19 protein-coding genes are annotated in these 18,633 nt (G+C 60.4%); 5 read left to right on the forward strand and 14 right to left on the reverse strand.

Features of this window, described 5'->3' with window-relative positions; genetic code table 11:
* Positions 1-54: 54 nt before the first annotated feature.
* From cheT to EV130_RS10215, 10 genes are all read right to left on the reverse strand, one after another.
* Entirely contained in the window at positions 55-444 is a 390-nt protein-coding gene (cheT, locus tag EV130_RS10170; RefSeq protein WP_132660160.1) for a chemotaxis protein CheT, read from the reverse strand.
* Between the two features lie 16 nt (positions 445-460).
* Positions 461-1,015: a chemoreceptor glutamine deamidase CheD gene (cheD, locus tag EV130_RS10175; protein ID WP_132660162.1), complete on the reverse strand. Its 555-nt coding sequence runs from the start codon at positions 1,013-1,015 to the stop codon at positions 461-463.
* Positions 1,012-1,401 (reverse strand): response regulator, encoded by a 390-nt coding sequence (locus tag EV130_RS10180; protein WP_022718672.1) that lies wholly within the window; start codon positions 1,399-1,401, stop codon positions 1,012-1,014. Before EV130_RS10180 ends, cheD begins: the two co-directional genes overlap by 4 nt.
* Positions 1,401-2,444 carry a protein-glutamate O-methylesterase CheB gene (cheB, locus tag EV130_RS10185; protein ID WP_132660164.1) on the reverse strand — a complete coding sequence of 348 codons (1,044 nt, stop codon included), beginning with the start codon at positions 2,442-2,444 and terminating at the stop codon, positions 1,401-1,403. Before cheB ends, EV130_RS10180 begins: the two co-directional genes overlap by 1 nt.
* The gene (gene cheR / locus EV130_RS10190; RefSeq protein WP_132660166.1) at positions 2,441-3,352 is read right to left on the reverse strand and encodes a protein-glutamate O-methyltransferase CheR; all 912 of its coding nucleotides are present in this window, start codon (positions 3,350-3,352) and stop codon (positions 2,441-2,443) included. The genes cheB and cheR overlap by 4 nt, the downstream gene beginning before the upstream one ends.
* On the reverse strand, positions 3,349-3,816 hold the full coding sequence (locus EV130_RS10195; RefSeq protein WP_132660168.1) for a chemotaxis protein CheW: 468 nt from the start codon (positions 3,814-3,816) through the stop codon (positions 3,349-3,351). Before EV130_RS10195 ends, cheR begins: the two co-directional genes overlap by 4 nt.
* A 3-nt stretch (positions 3,817-3,819) precedes the next feature.
* A complete protein-coding gene (locus tag EV130_RS10200) occupies positions 3,820-6,102 on the reverse strand; it encodes a chemotaxis protein CheA (protein WP_132660170.1) in 2,283 nt (760 codons plus the stop codon).
* A gap of 17 nt (positions 6,103-6,119) precedes the next feature.
* Entirely contained in the window at positions 6,120-6,485 is a 366-nt protein-coding gene (gene cheY1, locus EV130_RS10205) for a chemotaxis response regulator CheY1 (RefSeq protein ID WP_003570362.1), read from the reverse strand.
* On the reverse strand, positions 6,482-6,778 hold the full coding sequence (locus EV130_RS10210; RefSeq protein ID WP_132660172.1) for an STAS domain-containing protein: 297 nt from the start codon (positions 6,776-6,778) through the stop codon (positions 6,482-6,484). Before EV130_RS10210 ends, cheY1 begins: the two co-directional genes overlap by 4 nt.
* A gap of 63 nt (positions 6,779-6,841) precedes the next feature.
* Entirely contained in the window at positions 6,842-8,473 is a 1,632-nt protein-coding gene (locus EV130_RS10215; RefSeq protein WP_132660174.1) for a globin-coupled sensor protein, read from the reverse strand.
* A gap of 650 nt (positions 8,474-9,123) precedes the next feature.
* Here EV130_RS10215 and EV130_RS10220 point away from each other — a divergent pair.
* Entirely contained in the window at positions 9,124-10,551 is a 1,428-nt protein-coding gene (locus EV130_RS10220; RefSeq protein ID WP_132660176.1) for an ArnT family glycosyltransferase, read from the forward strand.
* On the opposite strand, the gene EV130_RS10225 is transcribed toward EV130_RS10220, so the two are convergent.
* On the reverse strand, positions 10,548-10,856 hold the full coding sequence (locus tag EV130_RS10225) for a helix-turn-helix domain-containing protein (protein WP_165918517.1): 309 nt from the start codon (positions 10,854-10,856) through the stop codon (positions 10,548-10,550). The genes EV130_RS10220 and EV130_RS10225 overlap by 4 nt on opposite strands.
* Positions 10,857-10,891: 35 nt before the next feature.
* Here EV130_RS10225 and ybaL point away from each other — a divergent pair, with 35 nt between their 5' ends.
* From ybaL to EV130_RS10245, 4 genes are all read left to right on the forward strand, one after another.
* Positions 10,892-12,703, forward strand: coding sequence for a YbaL family putative K(+) efflux transporter (gene ybaL / locus EV130_RS10230; RefSeq protein ID WP_132660178.1), 1,812 nt, complete (start codon positions 10,892-10,894; stop codon positions 12,701-12,703).
* Between the two features lie 15 nt (positions 12,704-12,718).
* On the forward strand, positions 12,719-13,138 hold the full coding sequence (locus EV130_RS10235) for a hypothetical protein (protein WP_132660180.1): 420 nt from the start codon (positions 12,719-12,721) through the stop codon (positions 13,136-13,138).
* 86 nt (positions 13,139-13,224) lie between these two features.
* Entirely contained in the window at positions 13,225-15,786 is a 2,562-nt protein-coding gene (gene secD / locus EV130_RS10240) for a protein translocase subunit SecD (RefSeq protein WP_074060179.1), read from the forward strand.
* A 91-nt stretch (positions 15,787-15,877) separates the two neighbouring features.
* Positions 15,878-16,582 (forward strand): sensor histidine kinase, encoded by a 705-nt coding sequence (locus EV130_RS10245; protein WP_132660182.1) that lies wholly within the window; start codon positions 15,878-15,880, stop codon positions 16,580-16,582.
* A 6-nt stretch (positions 16,583-16,588) separates the two neighbouring features.
* Here the strand turns inward: EV130_RS10245 and EV130_RS10250 are convergent, their stop codons facing one another.
* The 3 genes from EV130_RS10250 to EV130_RS10260 form a co-directional block, all read right to left on the reverse strand.
* Positions 16,589-17,026: a response regulator gene (locus EV130_RS10250; RefSeq protein ID WP_074060177.1), complete on the reverse strand. Its 438-nt coding sequence runs from the start codon at positions 17,024-17,026 to the stop codon at positions 16,589-16,591.
* 13 nt (positions 17,027-17,039) lie between these two features.
* Complete coding sequence (locus tag EV130_RS10255; RefSeq protein WP_074060176.1) at positions 17,040-17,735, reverse strand: response regulator transcription factor; 696 nt, start codon at positions 17,733-17,735, stop codon at positions 17,040-17,042.
* A 460-nt stretch (positions 17,736-18,195) separates the two neighbouring features.
* On the reverse strand, positions 18,196-18,576 hold the full coding sequence (locus EV130_RS10260) for a response regulator (protein WP_132660184.1): 381 nt from the start codon (positions 18,574-18,576) through the stop codon (positions 18,196-18,198).
* Between the last annotated feature and the right edge of the window lie 57 nt (positions 18,577-18,633).

Consider the following 18,633-nt stretch of genomic DNA (forward strand, 5'->3'; position numbering starts at 1 on the left):
TAGACGGCGAAACTTGTGCGAGCGTTTCGTCAGGGCAGTTCGGGAGCTTTCAAGTCAGAAGAAATCGAAGTCGCCGGCAGCCTTGCTGAGCGGTTGGGAATGGCCGTGGCGTGTGGCACCGCCGAGCGCTTTTTGCATTTCGGCAAGCTTGACCAGGCTGAGCGCGGTCGCGACGTCGACAACCCAGCTCTGCGGAATTTCGCCGGTGATCGTGTCAATGAATTCAGCAAGACCGCGGGTTTTCTGGACGGCAAGATCGATGCCCTGCATGATCTTCATGCTGTCGGGCGAGTGCAGGACATCGGCGCCACCGATTTCGAGAAGCTGCGGCTCGATGCGCTCGATGAGATAGGCGACATCGTGCAGTTCGGAAACGATACGCATGAGGATGTCCGGAAGCGCTTCGACCGGCGAAGGCACCTCTATCGTTCCACTGAAAGTCATAGAAAAACCCTCGTCATCAGAAAAACTCGATACTTGTTTCGACCGGCTTTTGGGGGGCGACAGGTCGCTGTTCGAGAGCCACCGTCTTCTGCGTTTCAGCGCCGGTCAGCGGGTACTGGCGCGCGCGGCCCGAAACCGGCCAGTATTCCAGCTTGCGGCCGTGTTCGCCGCCGGTACTGGAACTGACGACCGGGATACCTTCATCCTTCAGGAACTGCATGGCGAAGGCAGCGTTCTGTTCGCCGACATTGGAGAACGTCGAGATCGTCTTTGCCCCGCCGAAAATCTTGGCTTCCAGGCGGTCGCGGCGCGCGCCCTGCTTCAGAAGGCCGTTGATCAGCAATTCCATCAGGTGAACGCCATAGCGCGTCGCGTCCCCGCCACTCATCGGCGTGTTGCCCGTGCCTGGGAGCAGAAAGTGGTTCATACCACCGACACCTGCCACGGGATCGCGCAGACAGGCAGCCACACACGAACCAAGAATGGTCGTCAAAACCGCGGTCGGATCATTCAGGACCTTCCATTCGCCTTGAATGATATGAACGCGGCGGGCTGCCGCCTCGACGTTCATTTCAGCGCTCCGAACACGGCTTCGATCGCCGCCTTCATCTTTTCGATGGTGAAGGGCTTGGCAAGCACGTTGTTGGCGCCGAGCTGGGCGGCCTTCTGCACGAGAGCACGATCTCCCTGAGCAGTCAGGATGATGAAGGCAGCCTTCTTGGTTGCAGGATTGGTGCGTACGGCCTGCAACAGACCGAGACCATCCATCTTCGGCATGTTGAAGTCCGAGATCACCAGATGATGCGGCTGTTGGGCCATGATCTTCATGCCCTGCTCGCCGTCGCCGGCAGCCGTGATCTGCTTGAAGCCGAGCTGGGTCAGCGCATCGCTGAGCAACAACCGGCTCGTGACCTGATCGTCGACGATCAGAACTTTGATTTTCTCCGCAATCGACATTATTCTGTTCCTTCCTTTCGGGCGGCTGTCATTTTCAGTATTTCTTCGCCGATGGCATTCAGTGGCAGCTGCTGCTCAACGGCACCCAGTTCATAAGCCACTCGCGGCATCCCATAGACGACGCAAGTCTTTTCGTTCTGTCCGAGAGTGCGTGCGCCGGCATGGCGCATCTTCAAGAGGCCAGCCGCACCATCGCGGCCCATGCCTGTCAGGATCACGCCGACCGCATTGCGTCCGGCAAATTCGGCAACGGAATCGAAGAGAACGTCGACGGAGGGGCGGTGGCCGTTTACCGGATCGCGCTCGACGAGACGGCAACAGGGTGCGGACGCATTCGCGACCTGTAAATGACGCTCTCCGCCTGGTGCCAGATAAATCTTACCAATCTCTAAACGTGCGCCATCCTTCGCTTCTTCAACGACCGGAGCACAGAGACGATTGAGGCGGTCGGCAAAGCTTTTCGTGAAGGCCGGCGGCATATGCTGGGTGATGACCGTCGGCGGGCAGTTGGCCGGGAACTTCTGCAGCACCGCGATCAGCGCTTCGACGCCACCGGTCGACGAACCGATCGCAACGATCTTGCGGCCGACCCGGAAATCGGCGACCGATACCGGCGGAACCGGAACAGCTGGCGGCTGCACGAACTGGCGCTGCGTGCGCGCGGCAGCCTTGACCTTCTCGGCCAGATCGCCGAACGGACGCGGCTCGCCTGGGGCAGGCTTTCCGACGCAATCGAAGGCCCCGATCTCGAGCGCGGCGAGCGTGGCCTCGGCGCCGCGGTGGGTCATGGTGGAGACCATGATGACCGGCATGGGGCGAAGCCGCATGATCTTCTCGAGAAATTCCAAACCGTTCATGTTCGGCATCTCGATGTCGAGCGTGACGACATCGGGATTGAGCTTCTTGATCGCTTCGCGCGCTTCCAGCGCATCGCCCGCCTGGCCGATGACGTTGACGTCCGGATCGGAACTCAGGACGGCGCTGATCAGCCCACGCATCGTGGGAGAGTCGTCAACGACGAGAACTCTTGCCGGTGCGCTCATCCCTTTCTCCCCAATCCGCTCGTGGTGTGGCGATAGGTGGTAACGCCGATATTGTCGAAGACGTGCTTTGCTTCGCCGGAAACGCGCTCGGAGTGGCCGATGTAAAGATGTCCGCCTTCCGGCAGCAGTTCGGCAAAGCGCGACCAGATCTTCATCTGCGTCGGTTCGTCGAAGTAGATCACGACGTTGCGGCAGAAGATGACGTCGAACTTGCCCTTGAAGGGCCACTGCGCCATCAGGTTCAGCTCGTTGTAGGTGATCAGGCGCTTGAGGCGGTCATCGACCTGGAATTTGCGGCGCCCATCCATGTTGACTTCCGTGAACCACTGCTTGCGCATGGCCAGCGATACGGTTTCGAGAGCCGTCTCGTCGTAACAGCCGGCCCGAGCGAGATTCAGTATCTTCGGGTCGATGTCGGTCGCAAGAATCTTGAAATCGTAGTCGGCGACATTGGGCATCATCGAAAGCACCGTCAGCGCAATCGAGTAGGGCTCCTGCCCGTCGGAAGATGCCGCCGACCAGATACGGACCCGCCCGCCCGTCTTGGCGCGACTGAGAAGCTCCGGCAGCACGTGGTCCCGCAGGTGCTCGAAGTGATGGTTCTCGCGGAAGAAGCGCGTGAAGTTGGTCGTCAGATGCGAAAGCATTTCGCGGCGCGGCGCAGCGCCCGCAGGCGAAGAAACCAGCGAGCAGTATTCGCGAAAACCTGAAAGGCCGAGATTGCGGATATGCTTGGAAAGACGCGAATAGACCAGCGAAGCCTTGGTCTCGTTCAGGAAAATCCCAGCATCCGAGTAGATCATCGCGGCGATTTCCATGAGGTCACGGCGCGTCAGCGGATATTCGCCGCTCGCCAGGACCTCTTCCGGGTTCCCCTGCCTGAGATCTTTTGCACTCGACGCATTCATGCAGCTTCGCTTTCGGTATCGGGAAACAGTGCTTCCAGTTCGACGAGGCAGATCATCCGCTTTTCGATCGCAAGAATGCCGCGGGCAAACTGGCGCTCTGTGTCGGAAGTAATTTCCGGCGTCGGTTGAATATTGTCATCGGTGACGGTGAGGATGTCCGAGACTGCGTCGACGAGCAGGCCGACGACCTTCCGCCGGACCTGCGCGACGATGATGACGTGACGTACCGACGGCTCGGAGGGCTTCATTCCGAGCCGTGCCGAAAGATCGATGATCGGCAGCACCGCGCCGCGCAGGTTGATGATGCCCTTCATGTCAGCCGGCGAATGCGGCATCGCCGTTGCCGGCGTCCAGCCGCGGATTTCGCGAACCGACATGATGTTGACGCAAAATTCCTGGTCGCCGATGCGGAACGCGATGAGCTCGCGATCCCCCTGGCTCAGATTTTTCACGGTATGCGACATGACCTATCCAGCTGCTGCCAACGACATTTCGGGTTTCAGTGCCTGGCCGCGCGAAGCGCCGACCACGGCATCGACATCGAGGATGAGCGCCACGCGCCCGTCGCCGAGGATCGTTGCCGCAGCGATGCCCGGTACATGCGTATAGTTCGCCTCAAGGCTCTTGATGACGACCTGACGCTGGCCCTGGATCGCATCGACCATAAGGGCGCGCTGACCGCCGCCTTCCGATTCGACGAGCAGTGCGACGCCTTCGACCGGGTTTGCCTGCGTTGCGCGGAAGTTCAAGATGCGGCCGACATCGACCAGCGGGCAGAAGCTGTTGCGGATCGAGATCAGGCGGTGGTTGGCGCCGAATGAATGGATCGCAGCAGCTTCCGGCTGCAGTGTCTCGACAATGGCGGTCAGCGGTACCACAAGCGTCTGGCCGGCGACCGTGACCACCATGCCGTCGAGGACGGCAAGCGTCAGCGGCAGGCTCATCGTGAAGACCGAGCCATGGCCCGGACGCGAGGTGATGTTGATGCGGCCGCCAAGGGCCTGGATCGAGCGCTTGACGACGTCCATGCCGACGCCGCGCCCCGAAATGTCGGAGATCTTGTCGGCCGTCGAGAAGCCGGGCAGGAAGATCAGGTTGTCGATTTCCTCGTCCGAAAGGTTGGCGTCGGCGGGGATCAGGTCGTTGTCGATTGCCTTCTGGCGAACCTTCTCGCGATTGATGCCGGCGCCGTCGTCGGCGAGCTCGATCAGGATGCGGCCCGAACGGTGCTTTGCCGTCAGACGAACCGTGCCTTCGGTATTCTTGCCGGCTGCCGCACGCTTCTCCGGCGTTTCGATGCCATGGTCGACCGCATTGCGGATCATGTGCGTCAGTGGTTCGGCCAGCTTGTCGATGACCGTCTTGTCGACTTCGGTGTTTTCACCTTCGGTGATCAGACGAATGGTCTTGCCGGTCATGTCGGCGATTTCGCGAACGATGCGCGACATACGCTGGAAGACCGGCTTAACCGGCTGCGCGCGGATCGCCATGACTGAATCCTGGATCTCGCGGGTGAGCTGTTGCAGCTCTTCGAGACCCATGTTGATGGACGAGGTGCCGGTCGTGTCGTTCTCGATGACACTCTGGGAGAGCATCGCCTGGTTGATGACAAGCTCGCCGACGAGATTGATCAGGCGGTCGACGCGATCAAGATCGACACGGATCGTCTGGCCGGCTGCGGCATTATTCTGGGCAGCGGCGGCAGCGCTTGCGGCAGCCGTAGCAGCAGCTTCCTTCTTTTCGACACGAGCTGCGGCGGCTGCCATCTGGGTGACGTTTGAGACCGTCTCGGCGGCGGCAACGGCAGCTGCAGCATCCGAATTCGGCTCCGTCGGTGCCTCGGCAGCACCCTCATCCAGGATCGAAAGGTCGAAGGGAACGGGGATCATCGGCAGTTCGTCGTTGGGCGACACAGAAGGTTCGGCCCCGACCGCCTTAACGCTCAGATCGCAATCCCATTCGGCGAACTCGAAAACGGCGTGGATGGCATCCTCTCCCTTGTCCGTCTTCAGCGTGATATTCCAGCTGAAATAGGCAGCCTCGGCATCGAGATCGTCGAGGCCCGGCAGATCGTCCATGTTGCAGTAGCTGCTCATCTCGCCCAGGCGGGAGAGATCGCGCAGCAGAAGCGTGGCGTCGTTGCCCTTCGAATAGAGGTCGGAGCGTGGCTTGAAGGCAATTTCATAGACGGGAATACCGGAACCGACCTCTTCCTCGTCGCCGAAATCGTCGAAGGAGAAGGGTATCGGCTGGAAGCCGCTGTCATCGGTTGCCTTAGGGGCCGGCGCCGCAGCCGCGAGGGCAGGCGCCACCTTTGCGGCAGGTTTCGGCGCCGGCACTTCAGCGGCTGTGGAAGGAGATGGCAGCTCTCCGTTCGCCAGCGCTTCCAGTTCCTTCACCAGACCCCGGCTGCGGCTCTCGTCGACGCTGCCGCCGTCGCGGGCGGCGTTGGTGAGGTCGGCAAGCACGTCAGCCGACTTCAGCATGACCTTCAGGACATCCTGTGACGGCTCAAGCCTGTTGGAACGAACGCAATCAAGTGTGGTCTCGAACACATGGGCGAAGGCGACGAGATCGTCCAGACCGAAGGCGCCGGCGCCGCCCTTGATCGAATGGACGGCACGGAACACCGCGTTGACGGTTTCCGGATCGCGATCGCCATCATTCATTTTCATGAGACCGGCTTCCAGTTCGGCGAGCTGTTCCTCGCATTCCTGGAAAAAGATCTCTTTGATTTCGTTCATATCCATAGGAGAGAATCCTGGGTTTAAGCGGTTACGCGCTCAATGGCATCGATCAGCTTGGCAGGGTCGAACGGCTTGACGATCCAGCCAGTGGCGCCGGCCTGGCGGGCGCGGTTCTTCTTTTCAGCGTCGCTTTCGGTCGTCAGCACCAGGATCGGGATCGCCCGATACTTCTCGTTGCGCCGAACTCCTTCGATGAAACCGAAACCGTCGAGGCGCGGCATGTTGATATCGGTCACGATGACGTCCGGGTTGGATTCTTCCAGGACTTCAAGGCCTTCAACGCCGTCTTCGGCCTGGATCGTCTCGAAGCCCGCATTGTTGAGCGTCACGAGAAGCATGTTTCGGATGGTCCGTGAATCGTCCACGGTAAGCACTTTTTTCTTCATTGCCGGATCTCCTTGGCAAGCAGGTGGTCGATGTCGACGCCAACCAGCTGCATGGTTTTGTGAAATGCGTCGGACGCTTTCGTGAAGGTGAACGAATGTTTGTCCTCGTTCCAGGTCTTCGCCGCAGCCATCAGAACCTGAGCGCACAGGCCGCCGAGGCGCTCAACGGCGGACGCATCGATCGAAAGATCGCTGCCACGCGCTGAGATAAGCTTGTCGCGCAAGGCCGAAGCCTCGTTGAGGTCAAGCACCGCTGCCAAATTCAGCGTCTTCCCACTCTTCTTTGCTGCCATCAGCTTTTCCTTGTCCCCTTGTCCCGTGCCCGCAAGAGCGAGGCGCGGTCATAATCCCATAGGTTAGTAGACATTCCGGCCGCCTCCGAAACTCGCAGCCGGACGGGAGAACCCGAAATCCTCCTCGTCGTACTGCTCGTCCAGCGTGGCGGGACGGGCCGCGGTTCCGATACTGCGTTGGCGCGAAGCGGCAAGCGGCGCGGCGTCGATGCGGGCGTTTTCCCGGGCTATGCGGAAGGAGCGTATTGTCTGCCCCAGTTCGAGGATCACCGCGTGCAGATGATCAGCGCCTTCGGCTGCGCGGTGGGCCGATGCCGCGCTGTCGGCAACCTGCCTGCCAAGCGCCTTGACGCCAGCTGTCACCGTGTCGAGGCTTGCGGCGTGTTCACCCGTCTGGCTTGCAATCGTCGAAATTGCCGCATTGATGCCGGTTACCTGCCGCACGATGTTGCCGATGGAATCCTGAGTGCGGCCGACCATCTGAACCCCGGCATCGACCTGTGCCTTGGTCGTCGTGACAAGGCTCTTGATTTCGCTGGCGGCTTCGGCAGAACGTTGCGCAAGCGCCCGCACCTCCTGCGCCACGACCGCAAAGCCGCGACCGGATTCGCCGGCACGCGCCGCCTCGATACCCGCGTTCAGCGCCAAAAGGTTCGTCTGGAAGGCGATCTCGTCGATTGCGCCAATGATCTGACCGATCTTTTCAGCGGACTGCTCGATATCCGCCATCGCACTGATGGCCTGGCCGACGACCAGACCGCTCTCTTCTGCCGCCGCGCGCGTGCAGGCCGCGGCCTTTTCCGCAGCGCGGCTTTCCGATGCGCCGTTGCGGACACTTCCGGCGATTGCTTCGAGCGCTGCTGCCGATGTCATGAGTTGTTGCGAATGACCGGCAGCATCTTCCGAAGAGCCCTGCGAGGCAGCCGCGAGCGAACGGGTGGAGAGTTCGGCCTTTGCCGTGCGCTCGCTGATTGAGGCAAATTCGGCCTGAAGGTTGTCGAGCGCCGCATTGAGTGCACCGGCGATATCGGCGTAGGCTTCGTCACCCCCGGTGGCTGCGCGCACCGTCAGGTCTCGGGCTGCGAGGCCGTCGACCACGTCACCGAAAATCCGCGCGACCTGCGCCTTGTCGTCTTCACGCTGCTCGGCAAGCGCGCGCTGCTGGGAGGCACGAAGTGCATTGAAGCGCAGCGAAACGGCGATTTCGACATCGACCATGACGAGACGGATGATGGCTGTCATCATCTGCGAAATTTCTCGCGCGCGCCGCTTGGCGCCCGGCAGCAGCGGCTTGCCTGCCAGCTCGCCTGCGAGACCGGAAACGATATGCTCCAGCATGACGCCATGGCCGGCCACGTGCCAGCGCGGATCGAGCCCCATCTTGCTTTGGCTGTCGGAAAGAACCTTGACGCGCTCTGCATAGAGGCTGTCGAAACGCGCATCAGTCAGCACGTCCCAGTGCGAGGACTGAAGATCGTGCAGGCGATCGAGCTGACGCTCATTCTGGAAATTGCAGGCTGCGTCGGGGAAGGCTTGGAAGCGCTGGAACAGGTCGCGAAGACCGCTCTTCAATCGGGCTTCGAGCATCGGCCGGTGACGGCGCACCGCCTCGCATTGCGCGGCATCGAGACCGGCAAAGCGCAGACGATCGCGAAGGCTTCCTGCCTGCGCGCCCTTGGCCTGTTCTGATGGCATGTCCTGCCCCAATGCCTATCCCCAACCACATTCCGGACAAGGTCCGGTGAAAAACCGTTGTGCTCCATCCGATGAGCGCATTTCAGGGAAACGGCCTGTGCCGCCAACGGCGCAAACCGCAGGGCGCAAGTATCCCGATCAGCAAATCTGTTTCGGAAAAGAGATGGATACCGGATCGAGCCGGTACGGCGGGACGGCTTCATGCCTGGTGGGAACGAGCAAACATCTTCCCATTCCGACGTGTCTTGCAATGTTTATGGTTAATTCCTTGCTTGAAGGTTAATAGGCGTTTTAGCAAACCGCCCCTTCCAAGCATTTCGAGCACGTTCAATGAAATAGTCCAGCGCAGTTGCAGGCGCGCTACAAGTCCCGCGCAAGCTCTATGATATATCCACACCTCAGACATGACATGATGTCGTTAAGGATAGAGCAATGATTGTTCTTGGACTGGGTTCCTGCCTCATCGCGATCGCCACGCTCGCCGCCGTCGCCCTGCTCGACCGGATCGAGGCCAATCGCGACAGCCTCATCCTGCGCGTGCTCTAAAAAGAGTTGGCGCCTGCGGCATAGTGGGCATTCTTCCGCCGCCCAGTTGGCAGCTCTCTTCCTCTGATGTATCGCAGGCGCCTTGAGCTCAGCGGAAGTTGTTCATGACTGCCAGAACCGGCCTCTTCATCATTCTCGCCGTCACCTTGTGGCGCATCGTGATGCTGCAATTCGACACGACGGATTTCTTCGTCGACGAGGCGCAATACTGGTTCTGGTCGCAGAACCTCGACTTCGGCTATTATTCGAAGCCACCGATGATTGCCTGGTTCATCCGGTTAATGACGGAAATTGCCGGCTCGACCGACATCTTCTGGGTGCGACTGTGCGGGCCTCTCGTGCATATGGCCACGGCCTTGCTGCTGATGCAGTTCGCAAAGCGCGTTGCCGGTCCAAAAATCGAAGGCTGGACCGGTGTCATCTATATCACGATGCCTGCCGTTGCGCTCTCCTCCGTCTTCTTCTCCACCGATGTCATCCTTCTGTTTTTCATGACAATCGGCCTCTGGGCCTATTTCAGGCTGACCGAGAGCCGCTCAGGCGCACTTGCGCTCGTCATGGGTGTCGCCTTCGGCTGCGCCTTCCTGTCGAAATACGCGATCCTTTTTATCGTTCCCGGCGGGCTGATCGGGCTGCTTATGGTTCCGGCCGCACGGATCGCCTGGCGCGATTTCTTCATTTCGGTCGCCGCCGCCCTTGCCGTTGCTTCACCAAACCTGTGGTGGAACGTCACCCACGACGCGACCACGGTGCGCCACACCGAAGACATCGCAAAGTGGGACCAGATGCAGCTGAATTTTGGCGGCGCGCTTGAATTCTTCGCCGCACAGTTCGGGGTCGTCGGGCCGATCATCTTCTTGGCGATGCTTTGGGCGACGTTGCGCATGATCAAAGGCCAGAGCGGCGAGAAGGAAAAGCTCCTCATCTGGCTCTCCATGCCCGTCGTCCTTTTGATCACCCTGCAGGCCTTTGTCGCCAAAGCCGAGGCAAATTGGGGCGTTCCGGCCTATGTCGCCGGCACCGTCCTCGCCGTCTGGGTGCTCACGCAGCTATGGCCGAAGGGACTTCACATTTCACTCATCGTCGGCGCCGTTGCGAGCTTCCTTTTTCCACTTGCGACGATCTTTGCGCATCAATTGATACTTCCGGGCGGCAATGAAGCGATGAAGCGCTACCTCGGCCGCAGCGAAATCAGCCGAAAAGCCGGTGTACTGGCCAAGCAGGCCGGACTTAGTATCGTCGTCACCGACAATCGCGATTTCGTCGCCGACATGTTCCATACGCTCAGGAACGAACCGCTCAAGATCTATTCGCGTCCGCCCGCAGGTTTCCCGGCCAATTACTACGAGCAGAACTTCGCACTGCCGGCCGATGTGCAGGAGCAGGTTCTTTTCGTCACGCGCAACGAACTGACCTGCGCAGCCGCGGCGCCAGAACTGGTCAAAAGCTGGCAGCCGGCCGACGGCTACTATCGCGGCAGGACGATCAATGCATACAAGGCGCCTGCCAGCTGCCTTAGACCGCAAAGCTAGAGACTGCCCGCCGGAGGAAGGCAAAGCCCTGTGCCTGCTCCTTCGATTTCAACGAAGCGAACACCGCCCTTCTCGAAGGCCAGGCGTAGCTGCGCCTCGGTGGCGCGATGGATTTCATGGTTCAGCCCTTCGTAGTCGCGTATCGTACTGCGCGAAACCGAGGCCTTGGCGGCAAGTTCGGCCTGCGTCCAATCGAGCAATCCGCGTGCCGCCCGGCATAAAGCGGGCGTAAGAATAGTCTCCCTGGCGCCTTGACCCATGATCTCAATCCACCCATATTGGCCAATATAAGCCATATATGTCACTTTTTACGCAGGAATTCCAGAGCAGGGAGAGAGCGATGCCCCACGACACGCCGTTGATTTCGACGATCGTCGGGGGCCTCGTGCTGGCGTTTATCCTTGGGGCCATCGCCAACCGCCTGAAATTGCCGCCGCTTGTCGGCTATCTCGTTGCCGGCATTTTCGTTGGACCACACACCCCGGGCTATGTGGCAAATCAGGACCTCGCGCCCGAACTTGCCGAAATCGGCGTCATCCTGTTGATGTTCGGCGTCGGCCTGCACTTCTCGCTCAAGGACCTGCTTTCGGTACGCGGCATAGCCGTGCCGGGAGCCATCGTCCAGATCGCCTTCGCCAGCCTGCTCGGCTGGGGCCTCGGCGCGATGATGGGCTGGTCGACCGGCGGCAGTCTCGTCTTTGGTCTCGCACTCTCCGTCGCCTCGACCGTCGTTCTCCTAAAGGCGCTGCAGGAACGCCGGCTCGTGGAAACGGAACGCGGCAAGATCGCTGTCGGCTGGCTGATCGTCGAGGACTTGGCCATGGTCCTCGCGCTCGTGCTGATACCCGCAGCCGCCAGCATCGGCGGTGGTGAACATGGGCCGGTCGAACCGCTTTCGGCCGGCCTCAACCGTCTGCTCGGGCTCGATCTCGGCATTTCCGGCATCGTCGGCATGACGCTGGTGAAAGTGGCGCTCTTTGTCGCCCTCATGCTTGTCTTCGGCCGCAAGCTCATTCCCTGGACAATGCACCGGATTGCCCATACCGGCTCGCGTGAACTCTTCCGCCTCGGCGTGCTCGCCATCGCGCTCGGCGTCGCTTTCGGCGCTGCAAAGCTCTTTGGCGTGTCGCTTGCACTTGGAGCCTTCTTCGCGGGCATGGTGCTTGCAGAAAGCGAACTGAGCCATCGCGCCGCCCAGGAGAGCCTGCCGCTTCGCGACGCTTTCGCTGTGCTCTTCTTCGTCTCCGTCGGAATGCTCTTCGATCCAAACATCCTGATCGAAAGGCCACTGCCGGTCCTGGCAACCGTCTTCATCATCGTCATCGGCAAGTCCGTCGCCGCCTTCCTCATCGTTCTGCTCTTTCAAAAGCCGGCCGGTACCGCACTGACGATCTCGGCGAGCCTGGGACAGATCGGCGAATTCTCCTTCATCCTGGCTGCCCTCGGCGTCGACCTCGGCCTGCTGCCGGAAGAAGGCCGCGATCTCATTCTCGCAGGCGCAATCATCTCGATCATCCTCAACCCGCTGCTCTTCTTCGCCTGCGACCGCATGCGCCCGCTTCTTTCCCGTCCGAAGCGGGAGGAGGCTCCAATCGATACAACCGCTGCAGCCGAGGCACTCGTCGAGCCCTCCGAACCCGAAGACGACATAAGGCCGACATCGCTTTCCGGCCACGCCATCCTCGTCGGCTACGGCCGCGTCGGCAGCATCGTCGGTCAGAACCTAAAGTCTTCGGGCATGCCTTTCCTGGTCATAGAGGTTTCCGAAAAGCGGACCGAAGAACTTGCTGGGCAAGGCGTTGCGACGGTTCTCGGCAATGCCGGCGCGCGCGAAGTGCTCGATCTCGCCAATCTTCCCGGCGCGCGCAGCCTGGTGATTGCCATCCCGGATGCCTTCGAAGCCTGCCGTGTTGCCGAATACGGCCGCAGCGTGAACCCGTCGATCCTGATTGTCGCCCGCGCCCATTCGGACGCTGAAGTCGATGAGTTGAAACAGTACGGGGCCGATACCGTCATCATGGGCGAGCGAGAAATCGCCATGGGAATGGTTGACCGGCTCGCCCAAGTGCATCATGACAGTCCGGCCTATGAAGATGGGCATGGGACTGATACAATTCCGGGCACGGCCGCAGCGCCGTCGAAGAGCGAATGACGGGTTTTTACGCTTTTGATTCGATTTGAGAGCGAGATTGCAAAGGATGACGGGCAAGGGCTCGATGCACGCCGGTTGAGTGCCCGCATCGCGGTTACGCTCGTCCTTGCGATTGCCGCCTATATCGGCCTCCTCATCGGCAGCAATGTCATTCAAGGTCCCTCAGCCTCGGACAACAATGCGCTGATCTTGCCCGGCAAGGAAACGCAGCCCTCCCATCTGACCGTCCGCGACGCTGTTCGCGGCATTCTCGCCGCCGATCGCAAGGTTGCGCCGAAACAAACGCTTCACGATTTTGGCCCGGTTCCCCTGCCGGTGCCGCCGCGTCTCGAATTCGCAAAGTGGAGCCCGCCTGCGGCTCTGCCGCCGATCGATACCGCTCTTCGTCCGGCGGCTCTGCCGGGCAATCAGCCGCGAGCCCCGCCTGCGGCTTGACATCGCGACTATCGCGCCTTTGCAGAATCACATGACACACCGCCAGCGCATCGCGCCGGTATATCATATTCAAGGAATACAACGACATGCGCACCTCACCATGGCTGGTGCTCACCTACACGGTGATCATCCTCTTCGGCATTCTGACGGCGTTGCCGAACGTCCTGCCGCAAAACGTCCTCGACCGCGTACCGTCCTGGCTGCCCCACGATCAGGTCTCCCTTGGTCTCGACCTCCGCGGCGGCTCCCATCTGGTTCTCGAAGTCGACGAATCGGAACTGACGAAGGAACGCCTGCAATCGCTCCTGCAGGATACCCGCCGCGTGCTGCGCGAAAAGGGTGTCGCGACCAGCTCGGTCGCCCGCAACCAGAACCAGATCGTCGTGACGCTCACGGATCCGACGCAGCGCGATGCTGCCATCAGCGATCTGCAGACGCTTGCGAACCCGGTGGGAGTCGGCCTTACCGCAGGTCAATCCGACCTCGATATCGCTGCCCGCGGCGCAAACAACATCACGATGACCTTCTCCGAAGCCGGAATCACGCAGAACGTGAACTCGGCCGTCGAACAGAGCCTCGAGGTCATCCGCCAGCGCGTCGACCAGGTCGGCGTTGCCGAACCGACGATCCAGCGCGTTGGCGCAAACCGTATCCTCGTTCAGCTTCCGGGCACGCAGGATCCGACCCGCCTGCGCCAGCTGCTCGGCTCCACGGCCAAGATGACATTCCACATGCTTGCCCCGAACAACGCCCCGGCACCGGGCGTGACCATGATGAAAGACGAGGAGGGCAATACCTATCCGGTGGAAGACCGCGTCGAAATTTCCGGCGACCGCCTTTCGGACGCCCGCGTCGGCTTCGACCAGAACACCCGCGAGCCGATCGTCAGCTTCCGCTTCGATAGCGCCGGCGCAACCCGCTTTGCAGATATTACCCGCCAGAATGTCGGCAATCCGTTCGCCATCGTCCTTGACGGCAAGGTGCTGAGCGCGCCCGTCATTCGCGAACCGATCACCGGCGGCTCCGGCCAGATTTCCGGCAGCTTCACGGCTGAAAGCGCCACCACGCTTGCGGCAATGCTGCGCGCCGGCGCCCTTCCCGCCAAGCTCACGGTGATCGAGGAACGCACCGTGGGCGCCGATCTCGGCGGCGACGCCATCAAGAAGGGCCTGACCTCCGGTCTCATCGGCTTCGCACTCGTCGTCGGCTTCATGTTCTTCCTCTATGGCGCATGGGGTCTGCTCGCAAACGTCGCGCTGTTCCTGAACGTGATCTTGACCTTCGCCGGCCTGACGCTGATCGGCTCGACGCTGACACTGCCCGGCATTGCCGGCGTCGTCCTCGGCATCGGTCTGGCGGTGGATGCGAATGTTCTCATCAACGAGCGTATCCGTGAGGAAACCCGCAAGGGCCGCGGGGCATTCGCTGCGATCGACGCCGGCTTCAGCCGCGCCTACTCGACCATCGTCGACAGCAACATGACGGCACTGATCGCGACCGTGCTGCTGTTCTGGTTCGGCTCCGGACCGGTTCGCGGCTTCGCCGTCACCATGGGCCTCGGCATCATGATCTCAATGTTCACTGCCGTTTCCATCGTTCGCGTCGCGATGATGGCGATCGTCCGTCGCACGAAGATGAAGGTCATCAACATCAAGCCGCTGCTTCCGATCAGTCTCGTTCCAGACGGTACGCAAATCCACTTCATGAAAGCGCGCTTCTTCGGCCTTGCGCTTTCGGCCGCCCTTTCCATCATTTCCGTCGTGCTGTTCGTCACACCGGGCCTCAACTACGGCGTCGACTTCCGCGGCGGCATCCAGTTGGAAGTGAAGACGGCACAGGCCGCCGATCTCGCCTCCTTCCGCGAAGGCCTCGATGCCCTGGGCCTCGGCGAAGTGGCGCTGCAGTCCTTCGGCGACAGCAACCACGTGCTTATCCGGGCCGAGCGCCAGCCGGGTGGAGAAGAAGCGCAGACGACCGCCGTCAATCAGCTGAAGGCAGAGATCGTCAAGATCGATCCGTCGGCAACGATCGAACGGACGGAAGTCGTTGGCCCGAAAGTCAGCGGCGAGCTCGCGGTCGCCGGTATACTCTCGGTCGTTCTCGCAAGCCTGGCCATGCTCGTCTATATCTGGGCGCGCTTCGAATGGCCATTTGCCGTCGGCGCCATCGCCACCCTCATCCTGGATGTGACGAAGACCATCGGCTTCTTCGCGCTTACCGGGCTCGACTTCAACCTGACGGCCATCGCGGCCCTCTTGACGCTGGTCGGTTATTCGGTGAACGACAAGGTCGTGGTCTACGACCGCATGCGTGAAAACATGCGCCTCTACAAGTCGATGCCGCTTCGCGAGCTCATCGACAAGTCGATCAACGAAACCCTCGGCCGAAGCCTCTATACCTCCGCCACCGCTTTCCTTGCCATGCTTCCGATGGCGATCTGGGGAGGCAGCGCGGTCGAGAGCTTTGCGATCCCGATGGTGTTTGGCATTGCCGTGGCCGCGCTCTCCTCGGTCTTCATCGCAGCGCCGATCCTGCTCTTCCTCGGCGACTGGCGCCGCCGCCACGCCAAGCAAGTGGCGGCATCCCCTGGCGCCGAGCCGGAAATCATTCCGCCGGGCGCCACCGAGCCGCGCAAGTCGATCGGCTGATAAGTCTTCGATACAGACATTCCGAGGGCGCCGGTTGCCGAACCGGCGCCCTCTTTCTATTTTCACTGCAAAGAAGCGGAGGTTGTGTTCAATGTCATCCGGTCCAACGCCAACTGCTGTTTCGAGCACCAGCGAGGAGCGCATTAGGCGTTTTCTGGCGACGGCTTCACACGACCTTCAATCGCCGCTCCGCCACATTGCGATGTATGCCGAAATCCTCCTGGATGAGCTCGGCGACAAGCTCGATAGCGAGCAGCACGAAAGCCTCACGGCGATCCTTCAAAAAGCCCAGACTGCCCAACGCCTCACCAAGGCGCTGATGAGCTTTGCCGCCGGCACGCCGCAGGTTTCGCGGGCTCCGGTGGAACTCGGCCCGCTCGTCGACGATCTCTGGACCGAATTGACGACCGAGATGGGCGCCCATGACGCGAGTATCGGCCATGACAACCTTCCAACCCTCAACACAGATGCGGCCCTTCTTTCGACAGTGCTGACGAACGTTCTTGCCAATGCGCTGCATTATCGGGGTGCGGCGGCACCCCGTGTCGACCTGGCGGCAGAAAGGAGCGGCAGCGACTGGCTGATCCATATTTCCGACAACGGGCGCGGCATCGATCCGGCCCATCAGGAGAGGATATTCGAGCCTTTCTGGAAACTGCCCCAGCATGAAGCCGTGACCGGTCCCGGCCTGGGACTGACGGTTTCGCGCGAACTGTTAAATGCGCTTGGCGGTGAACTGATGCTCAGCCATTCAAGCCACACGGGCAGCCGCTTCACTATCCGGTTGCCCGCCTGAACTCGATCAGATCGTGTAGTCGTCCTTCCAGAAGTCGGGCAGGTCGTACTTCACGAATTCGCGGATGATATATTGCAGCGTGCGCGCGTCGATCTCGTCCTTGCCGATCCGAAAATCGACGCCATAATCCGGAAACTGCTGGAAATAGCCATCCGAAATGTCCGTTGAAACAACGCCGATCGGTCCCGTGTAGCCGATGCCGCGAAGCTCGGGCACCGTCTCGCGGAAATCGGCATTCGGCAGCAACCGGTTGTCGAGCAGGATGAGATCGAAGCGGCCACCCTTGACCTTCTCCAGCGCGTCGCTGATGGACTGCGAATATTCGACATCGACGGCAGGCTCGGAAAGGCTGCCAATCTTCTTCTTCAGCGACCTGAACTCGATGAATTCGTCATCCACGAACAGGACCTTGACGGCATCTCCCGGAACCGCTTCGGCGCTCATGCTGTTTTCCCCGTCACGAAACCAAACCATTCCTGAGGGCAATCGCCACCATATGAACGCGGTTCACTGCATCAAGCTTTCTGGCGGCGGCCGTGATATGCGAATTCACAGTGTGCTCCGACAATCCGAGAATGATCGCGATCTCGGCTGAAGTCTTGCCTTCGCTGGTCCATTTGACAATTTCCGCCTCCCGCTGCGTCAGGCGCCCTGACATCTCCTGCGTCAAGATTTCCTCGTAAAGTTTGTCGAAAATACGCATGGCATCGAGCATAACGTCGGCAATTTCTCCTTGATCGGGCTCAGGCCGCATGCCGCTGAGCACGAGGCAGTAGCGCCGCCCCTCCGGCGTGAAGAGAGGAATGAGCAGAAAGGTATTGCCATTGAATTCGTTGAATACGAGGTCGGCCCCGATCGATCCGCACTTGCCGTAGACCGGCGTCGTCAGGAATTGCGCGGTCTTTGCCTTCAGCGCGCCAAGCGCCTCCTTGAGCATGCGGATGAAAAGCTGGAGCCTGCGTTCGGCAACATTGGTGATGACGATTTCGCGTTCGCCGAAGGGCGCGTTCGCCTCGGAAATCCGGGCAAGCGCAAAGTTGTCGAAGTGATAGTGCTGTGCCGCCGCCTTGAAGAGGCGGAAAAAGTCGGTGCGATTGATCGCCCGGCTGAGCTCGGGCCCTGTATGAAATGGAACCGCCGCAGCGTTGGTCATTCCAGCAAAATCCCTATGTGAAATCTCCCGAAGTCATCCTCATCCCGAAATCTTGGGATATACGTCCTTGATGCGAGAAGTTAGAAAAATGTCGAGGCAATTGATGAGGATAAAGGGATGGGGACCCCAATATCCCGAAAGCGGAAACGACATCGATTCTCTCAACCGCAAGTGATACACAGGATAGTCGTAGTTCTTACCTAGGTATCGCAATTCCGTTGTTCACCATCCATGAAGAGCGGAAGAAATGCCGGCGTAAGCGCGAGAGAGCTGATAGATCCACCCAGCTAAGGGGTTGGCTGAAATTCGTGGCGGCGAATGTGGGTCGGTCGGCTCTCTCAGTGCTTAATCACTCCTCTTCCCCATGGTTGTGTATTTTGAAATTCTGAAACGACCTTGTCAATCGCAGTTTCCAGCAGCGCCAATGGCCGGATCTGCAGCTTTGTCGCGCCCCTCTTCTTCAGCGCGACGTTTTGGGATGCAGAATCGCCGCAAAATCGAGGGGTTTTTGAAGATAGGAATCAGCACCCGCAACCAGAGCGCGCTGCCGATCTTCCTCGGCATCCGATCCGCTGCAGACACAAAGCCGCATCGTTTTGAACCGGTCTTGCGCCCGAAGCCTTGCAATGAGCGCAAGTCCGCTATCGAGGGGCATGTAGAGATCGGCGATGAGCACGTCGGGAAGCGCGGCGCGCTCGGCGCTGCGGTCCTCCAGGGCGGCAAGAGCCGCCTCCGCCGTTGCAAAACAGAAAAGATCTACGGAGACCCGCTCCTTCTTGCGGATATATTCGAGGTAGAAAAGATCATCCCTGCTGTCATCGATATAAAATATGACTGGCATCGGTGCTTGCATCCGGTGGTCTCGGAACGCTCCTCGATTGTGTGTTTTCGCAACACT

The organism is Rhizobium azibense (genome assembly GCF_004342325.1).
In the GTDB taxonomy this organism is placed as follows: domain Bacteria; phylum Pseudomonadota; class Alphaproteobacteria; order Rhizobiales; family Rhizobiaceae; genus Rhizobium; species Rhizobium etli_B.

Coding starts and splice junctions, on each gene's coding strand:
- EV130_RS10195 (WP_132660168.1), bottom strand. CDS start 3,816: ATGTCGCATACCGTGAAAAATCTGAGCCAGGGGGATCGCGAGCTCATC.
- secD (WP_074060179.1), top strand. CDS start 13,225: ATGCGCACCTCACCATGGCTGGTGCTCACCTACACGGTGATCATCCTC.
- ybaL (WP_132660178.1), top strand. CDS start 10,892: ATGCCCCACGACACGCCGTTGATTTCGACGATCGTCGGGGGCCTCGTG.
- EV130_RS10250 (WP_074060177.1), bottom strand. CDS start 17,026: ATGAGCGCCGAAGCGGTTCCGGGAGATGCCGTCAAGGTCCTGTTCGTG.
- EV130_RS10260 (WP_132660184.1), bottom strand. CDS start 18,576: ATGCCAGTCATATTTTATATCGATGACAGCAGGGATGATCTTTTCTAC.
- EV130_RS10200 (WP_132660170.1), bottom strand. CDS start 6,102: ATGGATATGAACGAAATCAAAGAGATCTTTTTCCAGGAATGCGAGGAA.
- EV130_RS10210 (WP_132660172.1), bottom strand. CDS start 6,778: ATGGCAGCAAAGAAGAGTGGGAAGACGCTGAATTTGGCAGCGGTGCTT.
- EV130_RS10180 (WP_022718672.1), bottom strand. CDS start 1,401: ATGTCGATTGCGGAGAAAATCAAAGTTCTGATCGTCGACGATCAGGTC.
- cheT (WP_132660160.1), bottom strand. CDS start 444: ATGACTTTCAGTGGAACGATAGAGGTGCCTTCGCCGGTCGAAGCGCTT.
- cheB (WP_132660164.1), bottom strand. CDS start 2,444: ATGAGCGCACCGGCAAGAGTTCTCGTCGTTGACGACTCTCCCACGATG.
- EV130_RS10245 (WP_132660182.1), top strand. CDS start 15,878: ATGTCATCCGGTCCAACGCCAACTGCTGTTTCGAGCACCAGCGAGGAG.
- EV130_RS10215 (WP_132660174.1), bottom strand. CDS start 8,473: ATGCCATCAGAACAGGCCAAGGGCGCGCAGGCAGGAAGCCTTCGCGAT.
- cheY1 (WP_003570362.1), bottom strand. CDS start 6,485: ATGAAGAAAAAAGTGCTTACCGTGGACGATTCACGGACCATCCGAAAC.
- EV130_RS10255 (WP_074060176.1), bottom strand. CDS start 17,735: ATGACCAACGCTGCGGCGGTTCCATTTCATACAGGGCCCGAGCTCAGC.
- cheD (WP_132660162.1), bottom strand. CDS start 1,015: ATGAACGTCGAGGCGGCAGCCCGCCGCGTTCATATCATTCAAGGCGAA.
- EV130_RS10220 (WP_132660176.1), top strand. CDS start 9,124: ATGACTGCCAGAACCGGCCTCTTCATCATTCTCGCCGTCACCTTGTGG.
- cheR (WP_132660166.1), bottom strand. CDS start 3,352: ATGAATGCGTCGAGTGCAAAAGATCTCAGGCAGGGGAACCCGGAAGAG.